At 66.7% G+C, this 20,031-nt stretch carries 16 protein-coding genes; 7 read left to right on the forward strand and 9 right to left on the reverse strand.

Features of this window, described 5'->3' with window-relative positions:
* Nucleotides 1-358 precede the first annotated feature (358 nt).
* Nucleotides 359-1,984, forward strand: a complete 1,626-nt coding sequence (locus tag AC1DHD_RS04790; RefSeq protein ID WP_476878606.1) for a glycosyl hydrolase family 28-related protein — start codon at nucleotides 359-361, stop codon at nucleotides 1,982-1,984.
* Here AC1DHD_RS04790 and AC1DHD_RS04795 read toward each other — a convergent pair.
* The 7 genes from AC1DHD_RS04795 to paaA all read right to left on the reverse strand — a co-directional run bounded on the left by AC1DHD_RS04795 (nucleotide 1,981) and on the right by paaA (nucleotide 8,059).
* Complete coding sequence (locus AC1DHD_RS04795) at nucleotides 1,981-3,009, reverse strand: acyltransferase family protein (RefSeq protein WP_476878607.1); 1,029 nt, start codon at nucleotides 3,007-3,009, stop codon at nucleotides 1,981-1,983. The two genes, AC1DHD_RS04790 and AC1DHD_RS04795, sit on opposite strands and share 4 nt — an antisense overlap.
* A 131-nt stretch (nucleotides 3,010-3,140) precedes the next feature.
* A complete protein-coding gene (locus tag AC1DHD_RS04800) occupies nucleotides 3,141-3,920 on the reverse strand; it encodes an enoyl-CoA hydratase/isomerase family protein (RefSeq protein WP_476878608.1) in 780 nt (259 codons plus the stop codon).
* A gap of 35 nt (nucleotides 3,921-3,955) precedes the next feature.
* Nucleotides 3,956-5,182 carry a 1,2-phenylacetyl-CoA epoxidase subunit PaaE gene (gene paaE, locus AC1DHD_RS04805; RefSeq protein ID WP_476878609.1) on the reverse strand — a complete coding sequence of 409 codons (1,227 nt, stop codon included), beginning with the start codon at nucleotides 5,180-5,182 and terminating at the stop codon, nucleotides 3,956-3,958.
* Nucleotides 5,183-5,197: 15 nt separating this feature from the next.
* On the reverse strand, nucleotides 5,198-5,773 hold the full coding sequence (paaD, locus tag AC1DHD_RS04810) for a 1,2-phenylacetyl-CoA epoxidase subunit PaaD (protein WP_476878610.1): 576 nt from the start codon (nucleotides 5,771-5,773) through the stop codon (nucleotides 5,198-5,200).
* Between the two features lie 2 nt (nucleotides 5,774-5,775).
* Complete coding sequence (gene paaC, locus AC1DHD_RS04815; protein ID WP_476878611.1) at nucleotides 5,776-6,702, reverse strand: 1,2-phenylacetyl-CoA epoxidase subunit PaaC; 927 nt, start codon at nucleotides 6,700-6,702, stop codon at nucleotides 5,776-5,778.
* On the reverse strand, nucleotides 6,699-7,019 hold the full coding sequence (gene paaB, locus AC1DHD_RS04820; protein WP_476878612.1) for a 1,2-phenylacetyl-CoA epoxidase subunit PaaB: 321 nt from the start codon (nucleotides 7,017-7,019) through the stop codon (nucleotides 6,699-6,701). Before paaB ends, paaC begins: the two co-directional genes overlap by 4 nt.
* A complete protein-coding gene (gene paaA / locus AC1DHD_RS04825) occupies nucleotides 7,016-8,059 on the reverse strand; it encodes a 1,2-phenylacetyl-CoA epoxidase subunit PaaA (protein ID WP_476878613.1) in 1,044 nt (347 codons plus the stop codon). The genes paaB and paaA overlap by 4 nt, the downstream gene beginning before the upstream one ends.
* Nucleotides 8,060-8,258: 199 nt before the next feature.
* Here paaA and AC1DHD_RS04830 point away from each other — a divergent pair, with 199 nt between their 5' ends.
* Together AC1DHD_RS04830 and AC1DHD_RS04835 are read left to right on the forward strand one after the other, a co-directional pair.
* On the forward strand, nucleotides 8,259-9,326 hold the full coding sequence (locus AC1DHD_RS04830) for an LCP family protein (protein ID WP_476878614.1): 1,068 nt from the start codon (nucleotides 8,259-8,261) through the stop codon (nucleotides 9,324-9,326).
* Between the two features lie 52 nt (nucleotides 9,327-9,378).
* Nucleotides 9,379-10,449, forward strand: coding sequence for an LCP family protein (locus tag AC1DHD_RS04835; RefSeq protein WP_476878615.1), 1,071 nt, complete (start codon nucleotides 9,379-9,381; stop codon nucleotides 10,447-10,449).
* A 36-nt stretch (nucleotides 10,450-10,485) separates the two neighbouring features.
* Here the strand turns inward: AC1DHD_RS04835 and AC1DHD_RS04840 are convergent, their stop codons facing one another.
* Both AC1DHD_RS04840 and rfbB read right to left on the reverse strand, forming a co-directional pair.
* Nucleotides 10,486-11,904 (reverse strand): sugar nucleotide-binding protein, encoded by a 1,419-nt coding sequence (locus tag AC1DHD_RS04840; RefSeq protein WP_476878616.1) that lies wholly within the window; start codon nucleotides 11,902-11,904, stop codon nucleotides 10,486-10,488.
* A gap of 3 nt (nucleotides 11,905-11,907) precedes the next feature.
* Nucleotides 11,908-12,906 carry a dTDP-glucose 4,6-dehydratase gene (rfbB, locus tag AC1DHD_RS04845; RefSeq protein WP_476878617.1) on the reverse strand — a complete coding sequence of 333 codons (999 nt, stop codon included), beginning with the start codon at nucleotides 12,904-12,906 and terminating at the stop codon, nucleotides 11,908-11,910.
* Nucleotides 12,907-12,972: 66 nt separating this feature from the next.
* Here rfbB and rfbA point away from each other — a divergent pair, with 66 nt between their 5' ends.
* The 4 genes from rfbA to AC1DHD_RS04865 all read left to right on the forward strand — a co-directional run bounded on the left by rfbA (nucleotide 12,973) and on the right by AC1DHD_RS04865 (nucleotide 19,701).
* The gene (rfbA, locus tag AC1DHD_RS04850) at nucleotides 12,973-13,836 is read left to right on the forward strand and encodes a glucose-1-phosphate thymidylyltransferase RfbA (RefSeq protein ID WP_476878618.1); all 864 of its coding nucleotides are present in this window, start codon (nucleotides 12,973-12,975) and stop codon (nucleotides 13,834-13,836) included.
* Nucleotides 13,837-13,929: 93 nt separating this feature from the next.
* Entirely contained in the window at nucleotides 13,930-16,170 is a 2,241-nt protein-coding gene (locus tag AC1DHD_RS04855; RefSeq protein ID WP_476878619.1) for a S9 family peptidase, read from the forward strand.
* Nucleotides 16,171-16,385: 215 nt separating this feature from the next.
* On the forward strand, nucleotides 16,386-17,144 hold the full coding sequence (locus tag AC1DHD_RS04860) for a peptidoglycan-binding protein (RefSeq protein ID WP_476878621.1): 759 nt from the start codon (nucleotides 16,386-16,388) through the stop codon (nucleotides 17,142-17,144).
* Nucleotides 17,145-17,337: 193 nt separating this feature from the next.
* On the forward strand, nucleotides 17,338-19,701 hold the full coding sequence (locus tag AC1DHD_RS04865) for a hypothetical protein (RefSeq protein WP_476878620.1): 2,364 nt from the start codon (nucleotides 17,338-17,340) through the stop codon (nucleotides 19,699-19,701).
* The last annotated feature ends 330 nt before the right edge of the window (nucleotides 19,702-20,031 follow it).

Genomic DNA, 20,031 nt, shown 5'->3' on the forward strand with positions numbered 1-20,031 from the left:
TCATACGACTCAGTCACAGTCGCCCACTCCCCCAAATAGAATTCACAAGAGCTCAATCCTAGCCGAATGGCGCATGCCCTCTTGACAGGCATGACGCCCTCCGGGAGGTCGGGATTGGGCAAAACTCCGCATGCCCGGCGGGACAGCCGCAACCACAAACAAACACAGGGCCATCGCGCAAGATTTCCCAAGGTTTTCCCAAGGTCGCGGCGCGCAGGATGAGTCTATTAGCCAACTCTCGGAGATGGTCATGAAACCTCATTCTGGTGGTTCTACAGGTGCAGAGTTTGATCGACGCCGGTTCGGCTTATTTCTTGGCGGTGGAGCCCTCTTACCTGCCGCGTTGGGAGCGTCCACCGTGCCGTCCGCCCGGCTGGCTGTCCCGGCTGCGCTACCGGCAGGCCAGCTGATGTTCAACGTCCGGGATTTCGGGGCGAAGGGTGACGGAATTGCGGATGACACCGCAGCCATTCAGGCCGCCGTTGATGCTGCGTCCCCCGGGTCCACCGTGTATTTTCCGGGAACCGGCTCGGGTGCCTGGTACAAAACCAGTGCCAGCCTGACCGTGGTCCAGCCGAACATCCGTTTCCTGGGCCAGCCCCGGGACGGGTATGCCGTGTCCCTCCGTCCCTCCGCTGCGAACATAGCGGTCATTGTTATCAAGCATGCCGGGTTCGTCTTCCAGGACATGGCCATCATTGGTGACAGCGGCGGCGTTGCCGGGGCGCCAACGGTGACGGGCCTCGATCTGTACGGTTCCACGAACGCCGATGTCGACTGCGCCATCGTCGGCGCCACACTCCAGCGGTGCTCCGTGGGCGTTCTCGTCCGCGGCCGCAATGCCGCCGTCGTTCGGTCACTGTTTTCAGGCTGTGCCCGTGCGGTGGTTATCGATGGTCTGACCCCGTTCCATAGCGGCGCCGGCGCCGGCAACGGGAACCGAGGCACCACTATTGAAAACTGCCGCTTTCACGGGACGGGCTCAGTCGCCGTCGATGTCACCACCACCGCGAAAGTCCGGCACATGCTCATTGCCGGCAACTACTTCGACTCCAACGGTGCGGGCACGCATCTGCGTGCCACCGGAACCAGCTCGAGCGCACACGAGAAACTGACCGTCCGCGACAACAAGTCAGCGGAAGTTGCCGCCGTCGTCTATTCCCTCACGTACGTCAATAATTCGACCATTGACGGCCTCGACATCATGGGTGACACCACCACCAAGAACTCCGCCAACGGCCTGGAACTAAACAACTGCAACACGGTTATTGTCCGCAACGTCTTCGGGGTCCAGCTCGGCGGCGGCGGAGTGTATGCGCGCAACTGCTCGTCGCTGATGCTCGAGGGCATCAAGTGGCGGGTTTTGGGAATGGGCGGGCAGCCCGGGGCTCACGGGTTCGACGTCGACGCCACGAACACCCGGTGCTCGTTCACGGGGCTTCGGGTTGAGCAGACCACCGGGTGGGGATTCAGCGGGTCACCGGCCGATTCATCCATGTCGAACCACCAGTTCTTTGCTTGCACCCTGGGCGCCATCGACTCGACCACCCTGCTCAGCAGTGCCAGCCAGGGACGTAACTCGTACGTCGAGGGAACCGGCGGCCGGAAGCAAGACTACGCGTCCAAGTCATTCGACCTGGCCGTCGGGACCGTCACTCCGCTGGCGACCATTGCCTCGACCAGCAATTACAGCTCGTTTGAAGTCGAGGTCAAGGTGGTCGGCCGGAACGCGACGGGAACGGTATACGTCCGCTACGTCCGTTACGTCCGGCCGGAGAACGGGGCACCGCAGTACTTCACCCCGGTGGCTGACGTGGCCCAGGGCGGAGTCAGCCTGGCGTTTTCCCCCTCCGGCACCACCGGCGTGGCCGTGTCGGCAAAAGCCAGCGGATCGGCCTCCTTCGTAACAGCCCACGTCACCGCCCTCTCCGGCGGAGGCGCATCCACCGCGAACCCGCGTGGCGTGAGCGTGAAGATGGCCTAGAGCGCGGCCGGAACGGGCGCGGGGGGCTTCACTCCGATTTTGTCTTTCATTTTCAGGACCGGACTCTCAACGAACCTGAAGCTCAGCCAAGCTCCTGCATAGGTGATGACGACGGCGATCAGAGTCATCTTGAGGCCGTTCGTGAAACCGACCATTCCCAGGGCCGAAAGCACCATGTAGTGCCAGACGTACAGACCGTAGCTCAGCATTCCCAGGTGAACCAGGAGGCGCGATGACAGGAAGCGCACCAACAGGCCCTGCCCGAAAGCCAGATGCACGATCAGGAACGGAACGGTAAGACTGACGATTGGCAGCGTCCACTCACGCTTGAGCGCACCGATCGACTCCAGGTACGCGCACGCCACGAACACCGCCACGGCAAGGTAGGCAAGGACCGGACTCTGCCACGGACGTCTCTCAACCAGGAACCCCACAAGACAGCCGACCAACAGGCCACCTGCCTTCAACAAGGGGTTATAAGGCTGGTCTGCCCCGGCGAGCGTCCAAGCGACCAGCCCCCCCATGGCGAGGAGCGCGACGATAATTTCGGGCCGACGGAAACGAATCACCACTAGCAGCAGGATCGGCCACACCAGATAGAACTGTTCCTCCATGGCAAGCGACCACGTATGGGACAAATGACCAATAAACGTACCGGTCACCGTCATCCAAATGTTGGATATGTAGGCGAGAGCGACTCCCGTAACTTTCAGCAGAGCCACCGGCAGCGCGTGCCGCAACGCCACGAAGAAGACCACGAAGGCAAGACAGGCAACGAGCAGCGCCGGGTAAAGCCGCAAAGCCCGCTTGAGGTAGAACGCCTTCAGGTCGATGCGGCCATCCCGCCGGTATTCCTTCAGCAGGATCCGTGTGATGAGAAAACCGCTGATGACGAAGAATACGTCAACGCCCAGACCTCCGGGGAACCTCAGCGACGGTAGCGCGTGCACCGTGAATACCATGCCGACCGCCACCGCCCGCAGACCGTCAAGCGCAGGCATGTACTGCAGCGATTTCGAACGCACCCAATCCCCCAAGTTCAAGTAGCAACCGACCAATGCTACCCAGCTCTTCGGGCACCCAGCGAACGGCGACGGTAGTTCCTACGTAAGCACCGGGTAGGCCGCCACGGAGGGGGAAGCCCGCCGCGCTGCGGTCAGCCCTTGAAGACCGGGCTGCGCTTCTCCTGGAAGGCCAGGAAACCCTCGGCGTAGTCCTCACTCTTGCAGAGCCGCGCCTGCTCCGCGTTCTCCTCCTCCATGGACGCCCAGAGGCCCAGCCGCTGGTCGCGGATGTGCGCCACCAGTTCCTTGCTGGCGTTGAACGCCCCGGTGGCGCCGCTGGCCACATTGGCGACGATGCCGCGGGTGGTCTCAAGCAGCTGGTCCGCGGGCATGGCCCGGCTGAACAGCCCCTGCGCCACAGCCTCGGTGCCGCTCATGAGCTCGGCGGTGTAGATCAGGTCCAGGGTCCGGTGCATCCCCAAACGTTCCGTGAAGTACCAGTGCCCGCCGGAATCCAGGGTGGCCCCGAGCTTGGCGAACGGGGACCCGAACTTGGCGTTGTCCGCGACGTACACCACGTCCGTGGCGAGCAGGAGCCCGAGCCCCACGCCCAGGCAGGCACCGTGGGCCGCGGCGAACGTCGGTGCGGGGAAGGAGCTCATCTTCTGCAGCAGCGGCTGCACCAGGCCGCCCAGGTAGCCCTGGACGTCGTCGTTCGCCGGAGTCACCCCGGCGATGTCCCTGCCCGCGCAGAACGCGCGGCCCTCACCGCGGAGCAACAGCGCCCGGACCTCGCCGCGAGCGGCGGCCGCGGCGGCGTCGTCGTACGCCTGTGCCAAATCCTTCAACGCCTGCTCGTCCAGCGAGTTCAGCTTCTGCGGGGCGTCCAGAACAACTTCGGCGATGCCGTCGGCGACGGTCAGGGAAATCATGCGGCTCCTAGGGTTTGAAAAAAGGCGGCGGAAGGCTAGACGTCGAAGTCGACAGTGACTTCCGGGGTGGTCGGGTGGGACTGGCAGGTCAGGACGTAGCCCTTGTCCAGCTCATCCTGCTCAAGCGCGTAGTTCTCGTCCATCGTGACGGTTCCGGTGACCACCTTGGCGCGGCAGGTGCCGCACACCCCGCCGGCACAGGCGAAGGGGACGTCCGGCCTGACCCGCAGGGCCGCGTTCAGGATCGATTCACGGGCGTGCGTGGGGCTGGCCACCTCCCCCTGCAGGCCGTCGAGTTTGAACGTGATCTTGTACGTTTCTTTGGACTCGTCGGCGATCACGGGACGGCCGATGTTGCCTTCGGGACGGTCCGGTTTGCCGGAGGTGAACAGCTCGAAACGGACATGCTCCGGCTTGACGCCGCGGGCCGCGAGGGTGTCGCGGCACAGTTGCACCAGCTCGAAGGGCCCGCAGAGGAACCATTCGTCGACGTCGTCCGCGTGGATGGCGGTGCCGAGCAGTGTCTGCAGCTTCTCGGAGTCGATCCGGCCGCTCAGCAGCGGGGCGATCCGCTGTTCGCGGGACAGTACGTGGTGCAGCGCCAGCCTGGCCGGGTACTTGTCCTTGAGGTCGGCCAGTTCCTCGAGGAACATCACGTCCATCGCGGCCTTGTTGGCGTAGACCAGGTCGAAGCGCGTGTCCGGGTGCGCCGCGAGCAGCGTCCGGGCAATGGCGATGACGGGGGTGATGCCGGATCCCGCCGCGATGGCCACGAAGTTCCCGGGCTCGCCGGCCAGCTCCTCCGGATGGTTCATCGAGTTCATCACGTTTTGTTCGACCGGCTTGCCGTCACGGCCGTGCTTGGACACAAAGGCACCCATCGGGCTCATCACGTCCAGGACGTCGCCGGCTTTGAGCTCGGCGTTGGCCCAGGTCGAGAACATCCCGCCGAGGTCCTTTTTGATGGCCACGCGGATCTCGCTGCTGCCGTCCGCGAAGCTGCGCGGCTCGGCGCAAATGGAGTAGCTGCGGCGCACCTCGTGCGGTTCGCCCTGCTCGTCCGGCAGCGTGGTGCGCAGCGCGACGTACTGTCCCGGGAGGTAGTCGAACTGTCCCGCCAGTTCGGGCGGGACGCCGAAGGTGACCTCGATGGCGTCGTCGGTGAGGCGGCGGACCTCGTCCACGGCGAGGGCGTGGAAGGACGCACGACGGCGGCCGGTTGCCGTGGCCTGCTCGGCGGCGGTCTGGCGGACAACAGTCATGGGAGCACCTGTTCCTTACAAAACTTTGAAATAGTCGAACGGTTCCTTGCACTCCTGGCAGACGTAAAGCGCCTTGCAGGAGGTGGAACCGAAGCGGGTGAGTTCCTTGGTGTGCAGCGACGAGCACTGCGGGCACTTCACGGCGAGAGAGAGCCGGACCGGCCCGGAGTGTCCGCCTGCGGCCGAGCGGCCGGAGGGCGGCGCAATTCCGTACTCCTGCAGCTTGGCCTTGCCTTCCGCGCTCATCCAGTCCGTGGTCCAGGCCGGGGAAAGCACCAGGTCGACGTCGACGCGCGGATAGCCGGCCCGGTTGAAGGCACTGGTGAGGTCGTCGCGGATGGCATCCATAGCCGGGCAACCCGAGTAGGTGGGCGTGATGGTGATCCGCACACCGGGGACCATACCGCCGTCGTCCGCGCTGGGCTCCTTCGTCACAGTGACGCCGCGGAGGATCCCGAGATCCGCGATGGTGAGGACCGGGATCTCCGGGTCGCACACCGTGGCGGCGAGCTCCCAGGCCTTCTGCTCAGCAGTCTGTTCCCGGCGGACCGTGGAATCGGCCGTGGGGTGGCTGACGTACATGTCCGGCATGGTTACCAGCTCGCTCCGGGGAATTCACGGGCCAGGACCTGCATCTCCGCGAGGAGGTAACCCAAGTGCTCGGAGTGGAGGCCGCGGCGTCCACCGCCGGGGGCCGGCTGGACCTGCGGAACGTCGAGTTCGGCCTCGGCCAGGACCTCCGCGGTGAGCCGGTCGAAGTCGGCGCGCAGGCTGGAGGGCTGGACGGACACGCCGGACTCACTGAGGCGGGCCGTGAGCTCGTCGTCGCGGAAGAGCTCCTCCACATACGGCCAGATGACCTTGAAGCCGTGGATCATCCGCTCGCGGGATTCCTCCGTCCCGAGCGCGAGGCGCAGCACCCACTGGGCGCTGTGGTCGCGGTGGTAATCCACTTCCTTGACGGCCTTCGCCGCGATCCCGGCGAGGGTGGCGTCGGTGGACTCGGCCAGCCGGCGGTAAAGCTCGAACTGGTAGTAGCTGACGACGAACTGCCGTGCGATGGTGACCGCGAAGTCACCGTTGGGCTGTTCGAAGAGTTCCACCGAACGGAACTCGTGTTCGCGGCGGAAGTAGGCGAGATCGTCCTCGCTCCGGCCGTCCAGTCCCCCGGCGTAGCTCAGGAACGACCGGGCGTGGCCCAGCTGGTCCAGTGCGATGTTGCCCAGGGCGATGTCTTCCTCAAGCTCAGGGGCACGGGAAATCCAGTGGGCCAGCCGCTGGGCCAGGATCAGGGCGTCATCGCCCAGGCGCAGGGCGAGCTCGGCGGCGTCCGCGCTGGGCTTGGCGGTCCCCCGGCTGACGGCCAGGGCGATGTCCTCCGGCCGAAGGGCGTTGCCCGGGGTGATGCGGGTGGCACTGGCCGTGCCGTCGCCCCCGGCGCCCGCCCCGGCGACGCCGACGGAAATGTTGCCGTGGCCGCCGTCGTGGTCCGTCTCGGTGGTGGTCTCTGGGGTGCTCACAGGTGCTTCACGCCCTCGCTCTTGGTGTAGTACGTCGCGTGCCGGTAGTCCTTGCCCTGCGGCGACTCGAAGAAGGCGCCCTTGGCGTCCGGGTCGCTGGAGGCGATGGCATCCGCGGGGACAACCCAGATGGAGACACCCTCGTTGCGGCGGGTGTAGAGATCGCGGGCGTTGCGCAGGGCCATGGCGGCATCCGGGGCGTGCAGCGATCCGGCGTGGACGTGGGAGAGCCCGCGGCTGGAGCGGACAAAGACTTCCCAGATGGGCCAGACGTTGCCTGCGTGCGGTTCGGGGGTGGGGGCCACGTTGGGGCTCATGCTGCGGTTTCCTTTTCTGCGAGCTTCTTTGCCTGCTTTTCCGCGTAGGCGGCAGCGGCTTCGCGCACCCAGGCGCCGTTCTGGTGTGCGTCGCGGCGCCGTTCCAGGCGCTGGGCGTTGCACGGGCCGCGGCCGGCCAGGACTTCATGGAACTCGTCCCAGTCCAGGGGCCCGTGCTCCCACTTCCGGGTTTCCTCGTTGAAGCGGATGTCCTTGTCCGGCAGAGTGAGGTCCAGGACCTTGACCTGCTCCATCATCATGCCGACAAAGCGGTTGCGGAGCTCGTCGTTGCTGAAGCGCTTGATGTTCCAGGCCATGGACTGCTTGGAGTTGGGGGAATCGTCGTCCGGCGGACCGAACATCATCAGGGCGGGGGCGTACCAGCGGTTCACGGCGTCCTGGGCCATCTGCTTCTGCTCGGGGGTACCGTGCGAGAGTTCAAGCAGGATCTCGAAGCCCTGCCGCTGATGGAAGGACTCTTCCTTGCACACGCGGACCATGGCGCGGCCGTAGGGACCGAACGAGGCGCGGCAGAGCGGCACCTGGTTGGCGATAGCGGCGCCGTCGACCATCCAGCCGATGGCACCCATGTCGGCCCAGGTCCGGGCCGGGTAGTTGAAGATGGACGAGTACTTGGCCTTGCCGGCCATCAGGTCCTGCATCATCTGGTCGCGCGGCTGGCCCAGGGTCTCGGCGGCGGAGTAGAGGTAGAGGCCGTGGCCGGCCTCGTCCTGGACCTTCGCCATCAGGATGGCCTTGCGCTTCAGGCTCGGCGCACGCGAGATCCAGTTGGCTTCCGGCTGCATGCCGATGATCTCCGAGTGGGCGTGCTGGGAGATCTGGCGGAGCAGGGTTTTGCGGTACGCCGGGGGCATCCAGTCGCGGGGCTCGATCCGGGAATCGTCCGCCATGACCTTGTCGAAGTAGGCCTGGCCCTCGGCGTCGTAGCGGGCCGCGTCCTCGGGGCTCATTTCGTGCCTGGCCTCGTGCCGTGCCGGCGATGGCTCGGCGGGCACTGACTGCAGGGTCTGCGATGCCATGGTTGCTCCTATGCATTTCCGATAAATAATTACCGACCGTTCGTTCAGGATATGCGGAAGGCGGGAAACGAGTCAAGCACACGACGACGGCGCCGCCCCCATTTTCCCGCCGGCCCATCCACCGGCCCTGCGGCCGCGGTGTTAAGTTTGTAGCGGGGGCCTAAACCCGGACAGCTCGCCGGCCGACCTTGAGGATGCCATGACACACCCGTTCGACCCCGACGCCCACGCCCCCGAGCCGGCCGCCCGCGCGCTGCCGCCCGCCAGGAAGCGACGCGGACGCAGGGTGCTGATCGCCGTCGCCGCCGTCGTGGCCCTTGTGGCCGTGGTGGTGGGCGGCTACCTCTTCAACCTGGCCCACACCTGGGACTCCGGCACGCACAAGCTGGAGCAGGCCTTCCCGGCGGATTCGACGCGGCCGGCCAAGACCGGCGCAGCCCAGGGCGCGATGAACATCCTGGTCATGGGCAGCGACAGCCGTGGAACCGCCGGAGCGGACAACACCGGCGGCACACCCTCGGACCAGCGCGCGGACACGCTGATCCTCCTGCACATCCCCGCGGACCGCCAGCACATCTACTCCATTTCCATCATGCGCGACCTCTGGGTACCCATCCCCGGCCACGGCGAGTCAAAGATCAACGCGGCGCTGGCCCTCGGCGGCACCCCGCTGATGGTGCAGACCATCGAGTCACTGTTCAAGCAGCGCATCGACCACGTCGCCATGGTCGACTTCGAAGGATTCAAGGGCCTCACGGACGCCCTGGGCGGCGTGACCGTGAACATCAAACTGCCCTTCACCTCCGATGCCCTGCCCGGCAAGACCTACGCCCCCGGCGAGCACACCTTCAACGGCACCGAAGCGCTGGCCTTCGTCCGCGAGCGCCACGCCTACGCCGACGGCGACTACCAGCGGGTCCGCAACCAGCAGGAGTTCCTGCGGGAAATCATCAAGARGTCGATCTCCGGCTCCACGCTGACCAACCCGGTGACGGTCAACAACATGGTGGGGGCTGTCGCACCGTTCCTGACGGTGGACAAGGGGATGGACTCCGCCACGGTGGGCGGCCTTGCCTTCGAACTGCGGAACATCCGGTCGCAGAACACCGTGATGTTCACCCTGCCCACCGGGGGCGTCGGGACGTCGGCGGACGGGCAGTCCATTGTGGTGGCGGATCCGAAAGCCATCCAGGACCTGGCCGCGGCGATGGCCGCGGACAAGCTGGGCGAATACGTGGCGGCGAACAAGTTGGAAAACGGCAACTGATCTCCGCCGTGTGAGGCGGTCCGGGCGGGACCGGCGGTGATACTGTCCCGTCATGGCCAGCCCTGAACCCGCAGACCCACCGGCAACTCCGCCCCCGCCTCCGGCCCCGCCGGCGGATCGGAAGCGGCGCCGGATCCTGATTGTCGCCCTTGCGCTGCTGCTGAGCGCCGGCGTCGCTACCGCGGCGTTCCTGCTCGCACCACGCACCGAGACCGCCGCCCCGGTCCCGAGCCCCACCCCGACTGCGACGCCGAAGGCCACACCGAAGCCCACCCCCAAGCCGGTCCCGGAGCCGGCACCCACCGCGCTGAACATCCTGCTGATCGGCAGCGACAGCCGGGTGGACCAGCGCGGGGCGGCCGCGGCCGGCAAGGCAGCCGACCAGCGGGCCGACACCATGGTCTTCATCCACGTGCCCGCGAACCGCAAGCGGGTCTACGGCATCTCCCTGATGCGGGACCTCTGGGTCACCATCCCCGGCCACGGTGAAGCGAAAATCAACGCGAGCCTGCAAATGGGCGGCATCCCGCTGGCGACGCGCACTGTCGAGTCCCTGCTGGGCCAGCACATCAACCAGACGGTGATGGTCGACTTCCAGACGTTCACCGCCCTCAGCGATGCCGTCGGCGGCGTCGACGTCAACGTCAAGCAGGCCTTTACGTCCTCGATCGACCCGTCCGTCCGGTTCCCCGCCGGCGTCAACCGGCTCAAGGGCGCCCGGGCACTGGACTTCGTCCGCGAGCGCAAGGCCTTCGTCGACGGCGACTACCAGCGCGTGCGGAACCAGCAGACCTTCCTCAAGGCCGTCCTGGCCAAGGTGGTCAAGCAAAGCGTCCAGGACCGCGCCACCGCCCGGAAGGTGGCGGCAATCGCGCTCCCCCGGATCACGCTGAGCCCGGCATTGACGCTGGACACGCTGACGCGCCTCACCTACAGCTTCCGCACCACCCCCGCGGGGGGCGGAGTGTTCTTCACGCTGCCCACGGCCGGCATCGGCACCAGCGCCGACGGCCAGTCGATCGTTCTCCAGGACCCTGCGGCCACGGCGGGCGTTGCGGCGGCCTTGCGCGCCAACAAGCTGGACACGTACGTGGCCGTCCACAAGCTCCAGAACGGCAACTAGGCGGCGGATCTTGCGCCTGGGAAAATCCCGCCGCCGCTACATGGCCAGGGCAGCGAGGTAGCCGGACAGGGCTTCCTTCGCGTCCCTGGGCTTGAATCCGGCCGCGGTGATCTTCTCCAGGGACAGGACACTGTTGAGCGGGCGCGGGGCCGCGGCTTTGCCTTCGAAGTACTTCTCGGTGCTGATGCCGGTGACGGCGTCGCGGGGTTTCCCGCAGGCCTCGAAGACGTCGGCCGCGATCTCGGCCCAGGACTGCGGGTCCCCGCTGTTAGTAAGGTTGTACGTCCCGTACTCCGCCGCCGACTCCAGCAGGTGCCGGATGCCTGCGGCGATATCCTCCGTGAAGCTGAGGCGGCCGATCTGGTCATTGACCACCGACGGTTCGATGCCGCGCCCGGCCAGGGACACCATGGTGCGGACAAAGTTGTTGCCGTCCCCGATGACCCAACTGGTGCGCACCGTGTAGTGCCGCGGCACGGCGCTGGCGGCCGCATCCCCGGCGGCCTTCGTCTGGCCGTATACGCCCAGCGGGGTGGCGGGCTCGGATTCATCGTGGGTCCCTAGGGTGCCGTCAAAGACGTAATCAGAGGAGACGTTCACCAGGGTGAGGTCGTGATCGACGGCCGTCCGGGCCAGACGTGCGACGGCCGTGGCGTTTACCGCCCACGCGGTGCTGCGGCCCTCGGGGGTCTCGGCGGCGTCGACGGCGGTATACGCGGCGGCATTGATGATCGTCGAGTAGTTTTTCCAGTTCCGGGCGGCAAAGGCGTCCTCGCTGCCGAGGTCGAACTCGGCCCGGCCGGCGAACTCGACGTGCGTCTCGCCGTCGTACGCCGCGCGCAGCGCCTTGCCGAGCTGGCCGTCGGCGCCCAGGACCAGGATCTTCTTCGGCGGCATCGGAACCACGTCCGCGAGCCGCGGGTGGGCCTTGTCCTTGTCCGAGAGCTCGGCGTCTGCCAGGGGCACCGGCCAGGCGATGGCTGCGGCCTCGTCGGCGAGGTTCAGGAACGTGTACTGGCCCTGGGCGTCGGCGGACCAGTGGTCGTTGACCAGGTAGGTGTAGGCGGTGTTGTCCTCCAAGGTCTGGAAAGCGTTGCCCACTCCGCGGGGGATGAAGATGGCCTGGCTGGGGTCCAGTTCGGCGGTGAACACGGCGCCGAACGTCGCACCTTCGCGCAGGTCCACCCAGGCGCCGAAGATTTTGCCGGTGGCCACGGAGATGAACTTGTCCCACGGCTCGGCGTGGATGCCGCGGGTGGTACCGGCTTTCTCGTTGAAGGAGATGTTGTTTTGCACCGGCCGGAAGTCCGGCAGGCCCAGGGCCACCGTCTTTTCCCGCTGCCAGTTCTCCTTGAACCAGCCACGGTTGTCACCGTGGACCGGGAGGTCGTAGAGGACGACGCCGGGGATGGGGGTCTGGTGGGCGGTGAGCTTCTTCGAAAACTCGATCGACATGTCCTACTGGCCCTGTTCCTGGTACCGGGCCTCGGTTGCGGCCTTCTGCGGCCGCCACCAGTCCTGGTTGTCCCGGTACCAGGCAATGGTGTCCTCGATGCCCGACCCAAAGTCGGAGAACTGCGGCTCCCAGCCGAGCTCGGTCCGCAGCTTCGAGGAGTCGATCGCGTACCGCAGGTCGTGGCCGGGCCGGTCCATCACATGGTCATAGGCGTCCGTGGCCTGCCCGAAGTGCTTGAGGATCAGCTCCACTACCTCTTTATTGTTCTTCTCGCCGTCGGCACCGATCAGGTACGTCTCCCCGATCCGGCCCTTGGCAATGATGGCCAGSACGGCRGAGGAGTGGTCRTTGGCGTGGATCCAGTCGCGGACGTTYTCSCCCKTGCCGTACAGCTTGGGCCGGATGCCGTCKATSACGTTGGTGATCTGSCGCGGGATGAACTTCTCCACGTGCTGGTACGGGCCGTAGTTGTTCGAGCAGTTGCTGATGGTGGCTTGCAGCCCGAAGGACCGCACCCAGGCCCGGACCAGCAGGTCCGAACCCGCCTTGGTCGAGGAGTAGGGGCTTGAGGGGTTGTACGGGGTGTCCTCGGTGAAACGCTCCGGGTCATCCAGTTCCAGGTCGCCGTAGACCTCGTCCGTGGAGATGTGGTGGAAGCGCTTGTGGTGCTTCCGGGCCGCCTCGATCAGCGTGTACGTGCCGATGATGTTGGTGTCCAGGAAGGGACGCGGATCGTGCAGCGAGTTATCGTTGTGCGATTCAGCGGCGTAGTGGACCACGACGTCGGCCCCGGCCACCAGGCCGTCGACGACGGCGGCGTCGCAGATGTCGCCCTGCACAAACCGGAAGCGGTCCGCCGGCAGGCCGTTGAGGGATTCCAGGTTTCCCGCGTAGCTGAGCTTGTCCAGCACCGTGACGTGGTGGTCGGTGTTGTCCAGGACATAGTGGACGAAGTTGGAACCGATGAAGCCGGCGCCGCCGGTAACGAGGAATCGCTGCATGGTTTATATCGTTCCACAGCGAGGCAGATTTGGTTGAACGAGAAACCTCGGTGGAAGATTGGCGTCATGCGCGGAATTATCCTCGCCGGGGGGACCGGTTCACGACTTCATCCAATTACGTTGGGCATCAGCAAACAGCTGGTACCGGTCTATGACAAACCAATGATTTATTACCCGCTTTCAACGCTGATGCTGGCGGGTATTCGCGACATCCTGATAATCACCACCCCCCAGGACGGCGACCAGTTTGAGCGCCTGCTCGGCGACGGCAGCCGGTTCGGCGTCAGCATCACCTACAAGCAGCAGCCCTCCCCCGACGGACTGGCGCAGGCCTTCGTGCTCGGCGCCGACCATATCGGCGACGGCCCGGTGGCCCTGGTGCTGGGCGACAACATCTTCTATGGGCACGGCATGGRCACCCAGCTGCGCCGCTTCGAGAACATCGACGGCGGTGCCGTCTTCGGGTACTGGGTGGCCGACCCGTCGGCCTACGGCGTGGTCGAATTCGATGCCGCGGGTAAAGCCGTCTCGCTGGAGGAAAAACCGGAAAATCCCCGCAGCCACTACGCTGTTCCCGGCCTCTACTTCTACGACAACGATGTTGTGGACATTGCCAAGAACCTCACACCATCGGCGCGCGGCGAATTGGAAATCACCGACGTCAACCGCGTTTATCTCGAACGCGGGAAGCTGCAGGTGGAAATCCTTCCGCGCGGATCGGCATGGCTGGATACCGGAACTTTTGATTCGCTGAATGAGGCATCGGAATTTGTCCGCACGGTCCAGAAGCGCCAGGGCCTCTCCATCGGCTGCCCCGAGGAGATCGCCTGGCGGCTCGGCTTCCTGGACGACGACGCGCTCCGCGAGCGTGCCGAGCCCCTGGCCAAGAGYGGTTACGGGCGGTACCTGATGGCCCTGCTCTCCGAATGAGCCCGAGACGCTGACAGCGGCCGTCAATGAGCGCCGGTCTCCCGGTAGCGAACACAGGCCGGCCGGCGTCGTCGGCTCTATATATTGGTGAGCATGACTGAGACTCCCGCCACCCGGGGCCTTTCCGGCGCCGCCGCACCTGCCCCCGTCGCCCCCGTGGCCAAGAAGGTTCCTTTCCAGCGGACCCACCACGGGGACGTCTTCGAGGACAACTACGAGTGGCTCCGGGACAAGGAATCCCCGGAGGTGGTGGAACTCCTGCAGGCCGAGAACGCCTACCAGGAGGCCGTGACCGCCCATCAGGAACCGCTGCGCGAGGCAATCTTCCAGGAGATTAAGGGCCGCACCCAGGAAACCGACCTCTCCGTGCCGAACCGCAAGGACGGCTGGTGGTACTACACCCGTTCCGTGGAGGGCAAGGAGTACGGCATCCAGTGCCGCGTCCGCGCGCAGGACAGCGGTGACCGGGTGGCGGACTGGACGCCGCCCGCCGTCGAGGTCGGCGTCGGGATTCCCGGCGAGGAAGTGCTGCTGGACGGGAACGTGGAGGCCGAGGGCAAGCCGTTCTTCGCCGTCGGCGGCTCCGCGGTGACCATCGACGGGAACCTGTATGCCTACGCCGTGGACAACGCCGGCGACGAGCGCTTTACGCTGCGGATCAAGGACCTCCGGACCGGGGAACTGCTGCCCGACGTGATCGAGAACGTCTTCTACGGCGTCTCCTTCTCCCCCGACGGCACCCGGATCTTCTACACCGTGGTGGACGCGTCCTGGCGCCCGTACCAGGTGAAGTCCCACGTGCTGGGCACGCCCGTCACCGATGACGAAGTGATCTACCAGGAGGACGACGTCGCGATGTGGCTCGGCTTCGAGCTCTCCGCGGACCGGCGCCACCTGGTCCTGGGCATCGGCTGCTCGGAGTTCAGCGAGACCCGGCTGCTGCGCTTTGATGCGCCGGACGCCGGGCTGACCACCGTGATCTCACGCGACGAGCGCATCCTGTACGAAGCAGAACCGTTCCTGCTGACCGGCCCGGACGGCGAGGCCTCCGAAGCCATCCTGCTGACCCACAACAAGGGCGCCATCAACTCCATGGTCTCGCTGGTCGATCCAGCCGAACTAGCCAAGCCGGCAGCCGAGCAGCACTGGCGGACCGTYGTCGCGCATTCYGACSAGGTSCGCGTCAACGGCGCCGGCGTCACSTCCACCCAYCTGGTGCTGTCCATCCGCAAGGACACSATCGARCGGGTGCAGGTCCTKCCGYTGGCSGGSCTCGGCACCCCGGAMCAGGGCGACCCGGTGGAACCGGCCTTCGACGAGGAGCTCTACACCGCCGGTGTGGCCGGCTCCGACTACGAGGCCCCCGTGATCCGGATGGGCTACACCTCCTACTTCACGCCGTCGCGGGTCTACGACTTTGTGCTCCCCACCCCGGACCAGCCCGCCRGAGAGTTGCTGCTGCGGAAGGAAAGCCCGGTGCTGGGCGGCTACTCGGCGGCGGACTACGTGGCCACCCGGGAATGGGCAGAGGCCGCGGACGGGACCCGGATCCCGCTCTCGGTGCTCCGGCACGCCTCGGTGGCGCCGGATTCGACGGCGGCCGGCCTGGTCTACGGGTACGGCTCGTACGAGCTGAGCATGGATCCGGGCTTCGGCATCCCGCGGCTTTCGCTGCTGGACCGCGGCATTGTGTTTGTGATCGCGCACATCCGCGGCGGCGGAGAGCTGGGCCGGCACTGGTATGACGACGGTAAGAAGCTGCACAAGAAGAACACCTTCACCGACTTCATCGCCGCGACCGACTGGCTCGCCGGATCCGGCTGGGTGGACCCGGCCCGGATCGCGGCCATGGGCGGCTCGGCCGGCGGCCTGCTGATGGGCGCCGTGGCCAACCTGGCGCCGGAGAAGTACGCGGCGATTGTCGCCGCGGTCCCGTTCGTGGATGCCCTGAGCACCATCCTGGACCCCGAGCTCCCGCTCTCCGCCCTGGAGTGGGAGGAATGGGGCAATCCCATCACGGACCCCGAGGTCTACGCCTACATGAAGTCGTACACCCCGTACGAAAACGTCCGGGCGGCGGCGTATCCGAAGATTGCCGCCGTCACCAGCTTCAATGACACCCGGGTGCTCTATGTGGAGCCCGCCAAATGGGTGCAGCGGCTGCGCGAGGAGAACACTGGCAGCGAGCCGATCGTGATGAAGATCGAGATGGACGGCGGCCACGGCGGCGCCTCCGGCCGGTACGTCCAGTGGCGGGAACGGGCCTGGGACTACGCGTTCGTCGCGGACTCCCTCGGTGCGGCTGCCCTGCTCCCGGGAGCCGGCCTGAGGTAGCCCCTCCCCGATCGATTGCTCCGTAACCGCCGTTTTGAGGGTCCAAAAGGGCCCCTACGGAGCAATCGATCGGGATTTCAGATCCCGCGTGTACCAAAATTTGATCATCATGCTTACTATTGACCTGCACTAGGCACGTCGGTGGAGACACTGCTCACTGGGGGCAGCACAAAACCGTGCCGGAACTGGAGTCATTCGTGAGTACTGAACGAGCTATGAGCGGCCTGTCTGACGAGGAACTGCTGGCCGAAGGCGCCACCGCGCTCCCGGACAAGGAAGTCGCGTCCGTCCTGGATCTGAATGCCGACCTGAATCTCGGCATCAGCGCCGCCGCTCCGATCGACCTCGGCGTCGCGGCCAACGCCAACGTCGCGGCCCCGATCGATGCCGGAGCATCAGCCAACGTTCTCTCCGTGGGGTCGGACTCGCAGGCCCTGGCGGACCAGGGAACCCTCATCAACCAGGGCATCACCGGCGACGCCACGGCCCACTCCGTGCAGGACAGCGCCATCGACCAAGGCACCGCTGCCGACGGCGGCGCTACTGCTGCGCCGGCAACGGCAGATCCCGCGGCTGCTCCGGCTGCGGTGGATCCGGCCGCCGTCCCTGCTGTCGATCCGACGGCGGTTCCCACCGGGACTACCGACGGCGGCATTGTCCCCGGCGGTGTGCTGCCTGGTGGAACCACTCCGGACCTTGGCGGCGTTGGTGCCGGTGCCGCGGGCGCCCTGAACGGCAACCTGCTCAACGTCAACGTCAACCTGGACGCCAACGCGGGCATCGCCGCCCCGATCAACGGTGCCGTGGCCGCCAACGCCAACGTTGCGGCGCCGATCGACGCCGCGGTTGGCGCCAACATCGGCTCCATCGACAGCCAGGCCTACGCCGTCGCCCACCAGGATGCCATCATCAACCAGGACATCCACGGCAATGCCACGGCTTCGGCCGACCAGCAGTCCGACCTGAAGCAGTAGCACGCAGATGAGCACCGTTTACGGGGGGCCGTCCGACCAGGGCGGCCCTCCGGCCCTGTCCGGCGATGACACATCGGCTGCCGGATCCGCAGCGTCTGGCGTGGCTGGGGCGACGGCTCCCGGCGCGGCTGGCACGGCCGGCACCCCTGGCGCGCCGGGAGCGGAACCCGGCCTTCCGGCGTCGTCCTCTACAGTGGGCACCCTGCCGCCGCCGGCCCTGGCCGACGGCGTCCAGCTGCTCGGCGAGACCAAGGGCTCCGGCTACAAGCAGGCGCCCTCACTGGTCCGGCGCGCCGACGGGCAGACCATCCAACTGACGCGGCTGCTCTATTTGGTGCTCGAGGCCATCGACGGGCAGCGCGGACTGGAGGAGATCGCGGGGCACGCGGGCGAGGCGACCGGCAAACCCATCAGTGCCGAGAACGTGCGGACGCTGATCGACTCCCAGCTGCTCCCCCTGGGCCTCCTGCGCCTGGCGGACGGCTCGCAACCGGAGGTCAAGAAGTCCAATCCGCTGCTGGGCATGCGGTTCCGCTACTCTGTGACGGATCCGGAGCGGACCCGGAAAATCACGTCGCCGTTCGCCGCGCTCTTCAACCCGCTGATTGTGGTGGCGGTGACGGCTGCCTTCCTCGCGACGTGCTGGTGGGTGCTGATGGTCAAGGGGCTCGCCTCCGCCACCCATGAAGCCTTCGCCAACCCCGGCCTGGTGCTGCTGATCCTGCTCGTCACGGTGCTCTCAGCCGGGTTCCACGAATTCGGCCACGCTGCTGCGGCCCGCCGCGGCGGTGCCACGCCGGGCGCCATGGGCACCGGTTTGTACCTGATGTGGCCGGCGTTCTACACGGACGTCACCGATTCGTACCGGCTGGGCCGGGGCGGCCGGATCCGCACTGACCTCGGCGGGCTGTACTTCAACGCGATTGTCGCCGTCGTCATCATGGGTGTCTGGTGGGCCACCGGCTTTGACGCGTTGCTGCTGGTGGTGGTCACCCAGATCCTGCAGATGGTCCGGCAGCTGATGCCGATGATCCGTTTCGACGGCTACCACATCCTGGCCGACGCCACCGGCGTCCCGGACCTGTTCCAGCGGATCAAGCCGACCCTGCTGGCCCTCATTCCCTGGCGGAAGACTGACCCCGAGGCCCAGCTGCTCAAGCCGTGGGCCAGGGCAGTCGTTACGGTCTGGGTTCTCGTCACGGTGCCGCTCCTGGTGTTCAGCCTGCTCAGCATGGTGCTGACCCTCCCCCGGGTCCTCGGCACCGCGTGGGACAACGCCGCCAAGCAGGAGGCCATGTTCGCGCACAGCCTCTCCGCCGGGGACTTTGCCGACGCCGCGGTGCGTGTGCTGGCGATCATCTGCATCGGCCTACCGGTTCTGGGCATCTTCTACATCCTGCTGCGCCTGGGCCGGCAGTTCGTCACCGGACTCTGGGCCAAGACCCGGGGCAAGACACTCCAGCGCGGCGTCGCGATGGCGGCCATCCTGGCCGTCACCGCCGGCCTGGCCTGGGCTTGGTGGCCCGGCGCGGAGACATACCGGCCCGTCCAGCCGTACGAGCGCGGGACCCTCAGCGACATCACGACAACCGCTTTCCCGGCGCAGTCCCTCACCGGGATGAAGGAGGGCCAGTCGGGAAAGACCGTGGCGCTCTGGCCCCAGGGCGCCCGTAAGCCCACCCGTGAGAATCCGCAGTTGAGCATGGTGCTGGTGCCTCGCGACCCGGCCGCGCAGGCTGCCGGTTCGGGTGCGTCCGGCTCATCGGCTCCGTCCGCCCCGGCTCCGTCCTGGGTGTTCCCGTTCGACAAGCCTGCTCCACCGCAGGACGGCGGCAACCAGGCACTCGCCGTGAACACCAAGGACGGCTCCGTGGTGTACGACGTCGCCTTCGCCCTTGTCTGGGCCGACGACGGCGCCGACGTCCGCAACCGCAACGACGCCAACGCCTTCGCCAGCTGCAAGGACTGCGCCGCGGTAGCTGTGGGCTTCCAGGTGGTGCTGATTGTGGGGCAGGCCAACGTGATTGTCCCGGAGAACCTCTCCACCGCGGCCAACTACAACTGCCTCCGCTGCCTGACCTACGCCCTGGCCAGCCAGCTGGTCCTCACGCTGGACGGCCCGTTGAGCGCGGACGGGATGACCAAGCTCAACGATTTGTGGCGCCAGATCGCGGAGTACGCCGGAAATATCCAGAACGTCCCGCTCTCGGAGATCCAAGGCAAACTGAACGGCTTCAAGGAACAAATCATGGAGATCGTCCGGACGGATCCCAGCGCCACACCGGCCGGAGCCGCTTCTCCGTCCGGGACGTCCTCACCGGGTTCGACGCCGGCACCGAACACCGGCGGGACGGGCGGCTCCACGGAGCAGCCTGCCCCCGGCCAGACGGCTGCTCCAGCGCCGGGTGAAACCGTCGCTCCGGGTGCCCCTGCTCCRGGAGGGCCAGCGCCTGCACCCACCCTGGCGCCTGCTCCCGGGCAGCCGTCCGGCGGCGTCGTCGACCCCGCCCCGGCGACGACGGCTGCCCCCACGGACACGGCCCCGCCGGCGCCGTAGGGCTTGCTGGGTGGCGGGGGCTGGTCCTCCGCTGGTGTTGCTCGCTGATTTGTTGCTCGCCGATTCGCCACAGATGGCCGCTAAGGGACTCCCCTTAGCGGCCATTTCTGGCAAACGGGTGGCGCGGGCGTGGTCTTGGTGGTGCGGGCTCGCGTCGGATGTCGTACTCGCGCCGTGGATGCGAACCCGGACAAGCCCACTCCTGGACCGCCGGCATGGCCGACGAATGGACATGCTCATTCCTGCACACGCGCGGCTGGCGAAACCTCGACTGCGTCTTTCGGGATCCGGATGCAGGGAGCGCCAGCCAGCCGAAACCACCCGTTTGCC

It is taken from the genome of Arthrobacter sp. 05L45_2, from assembly GCF_056397525.1.

What these genes read in the sequence shown, in the direction of transcription:
- paaB (WP_476878612.1), bottom strand. Translation starts at nt 7,019, where the DNA reads ATGAGCCCCAACGTGGCCCCCACCCCCGAACCGCACGCAGGCAACGTC.
- AC1DHD_RS04860 (WP_476878621.1), top strand. Translation starts at nt 16,386, where the DNA reads ATGAGCGGCCTGTCTGACGAGGAACTGCTGGCCGAAGGCGCCACCGCG.
- paaA (WP_476878613.1), bottom strand. Translation starts at nt 8,059, where the DNA reads ATGGCATCGCAGACCCTGCAGTCAGTGCCCGCCGAGCCATCGCCGGCA.
- AC1DHD_RS04835 (WP_476878615.1), top strand. Translation starts at nt 9,379, where the DNA reads ATGGCCAGCCCTGAACCCGCAGACCCACCGGCAACTCCGCCCCCGCCT.
- AC1DHD_RS04840 (WP_476878616.1), bottom strand. Translation starts at nt 11,904, where the DNA reads ATGTCGATCGAGTTTTCGAAGAAGCTCACCGCCCACCAGACCCCCATC.
- paaE (WP_476878609.1), bottom strand. Translation starts at nt 5,182, where the DNA reads ATGACTGTTGTCCGCCAGACCGCCGCCGAGCAGGCCACGGCAACCGGC.
- paaD (WP_476878610.1), bottom strand. Translation starts at nt 5,773, where the DNA reads ATGCCGGACATGTACGTCAGCCACCCCACGGCCGATTCCACGGTCCGC.
- AC1DHD_RS04800 (WP_476878608.1), bottom strand. Translation starts at nt 3,920, where the DNA reads ATGATTTCCCTGACCGTCGCCGACGGCATCGCCGAAGTTGTTCTGGAC.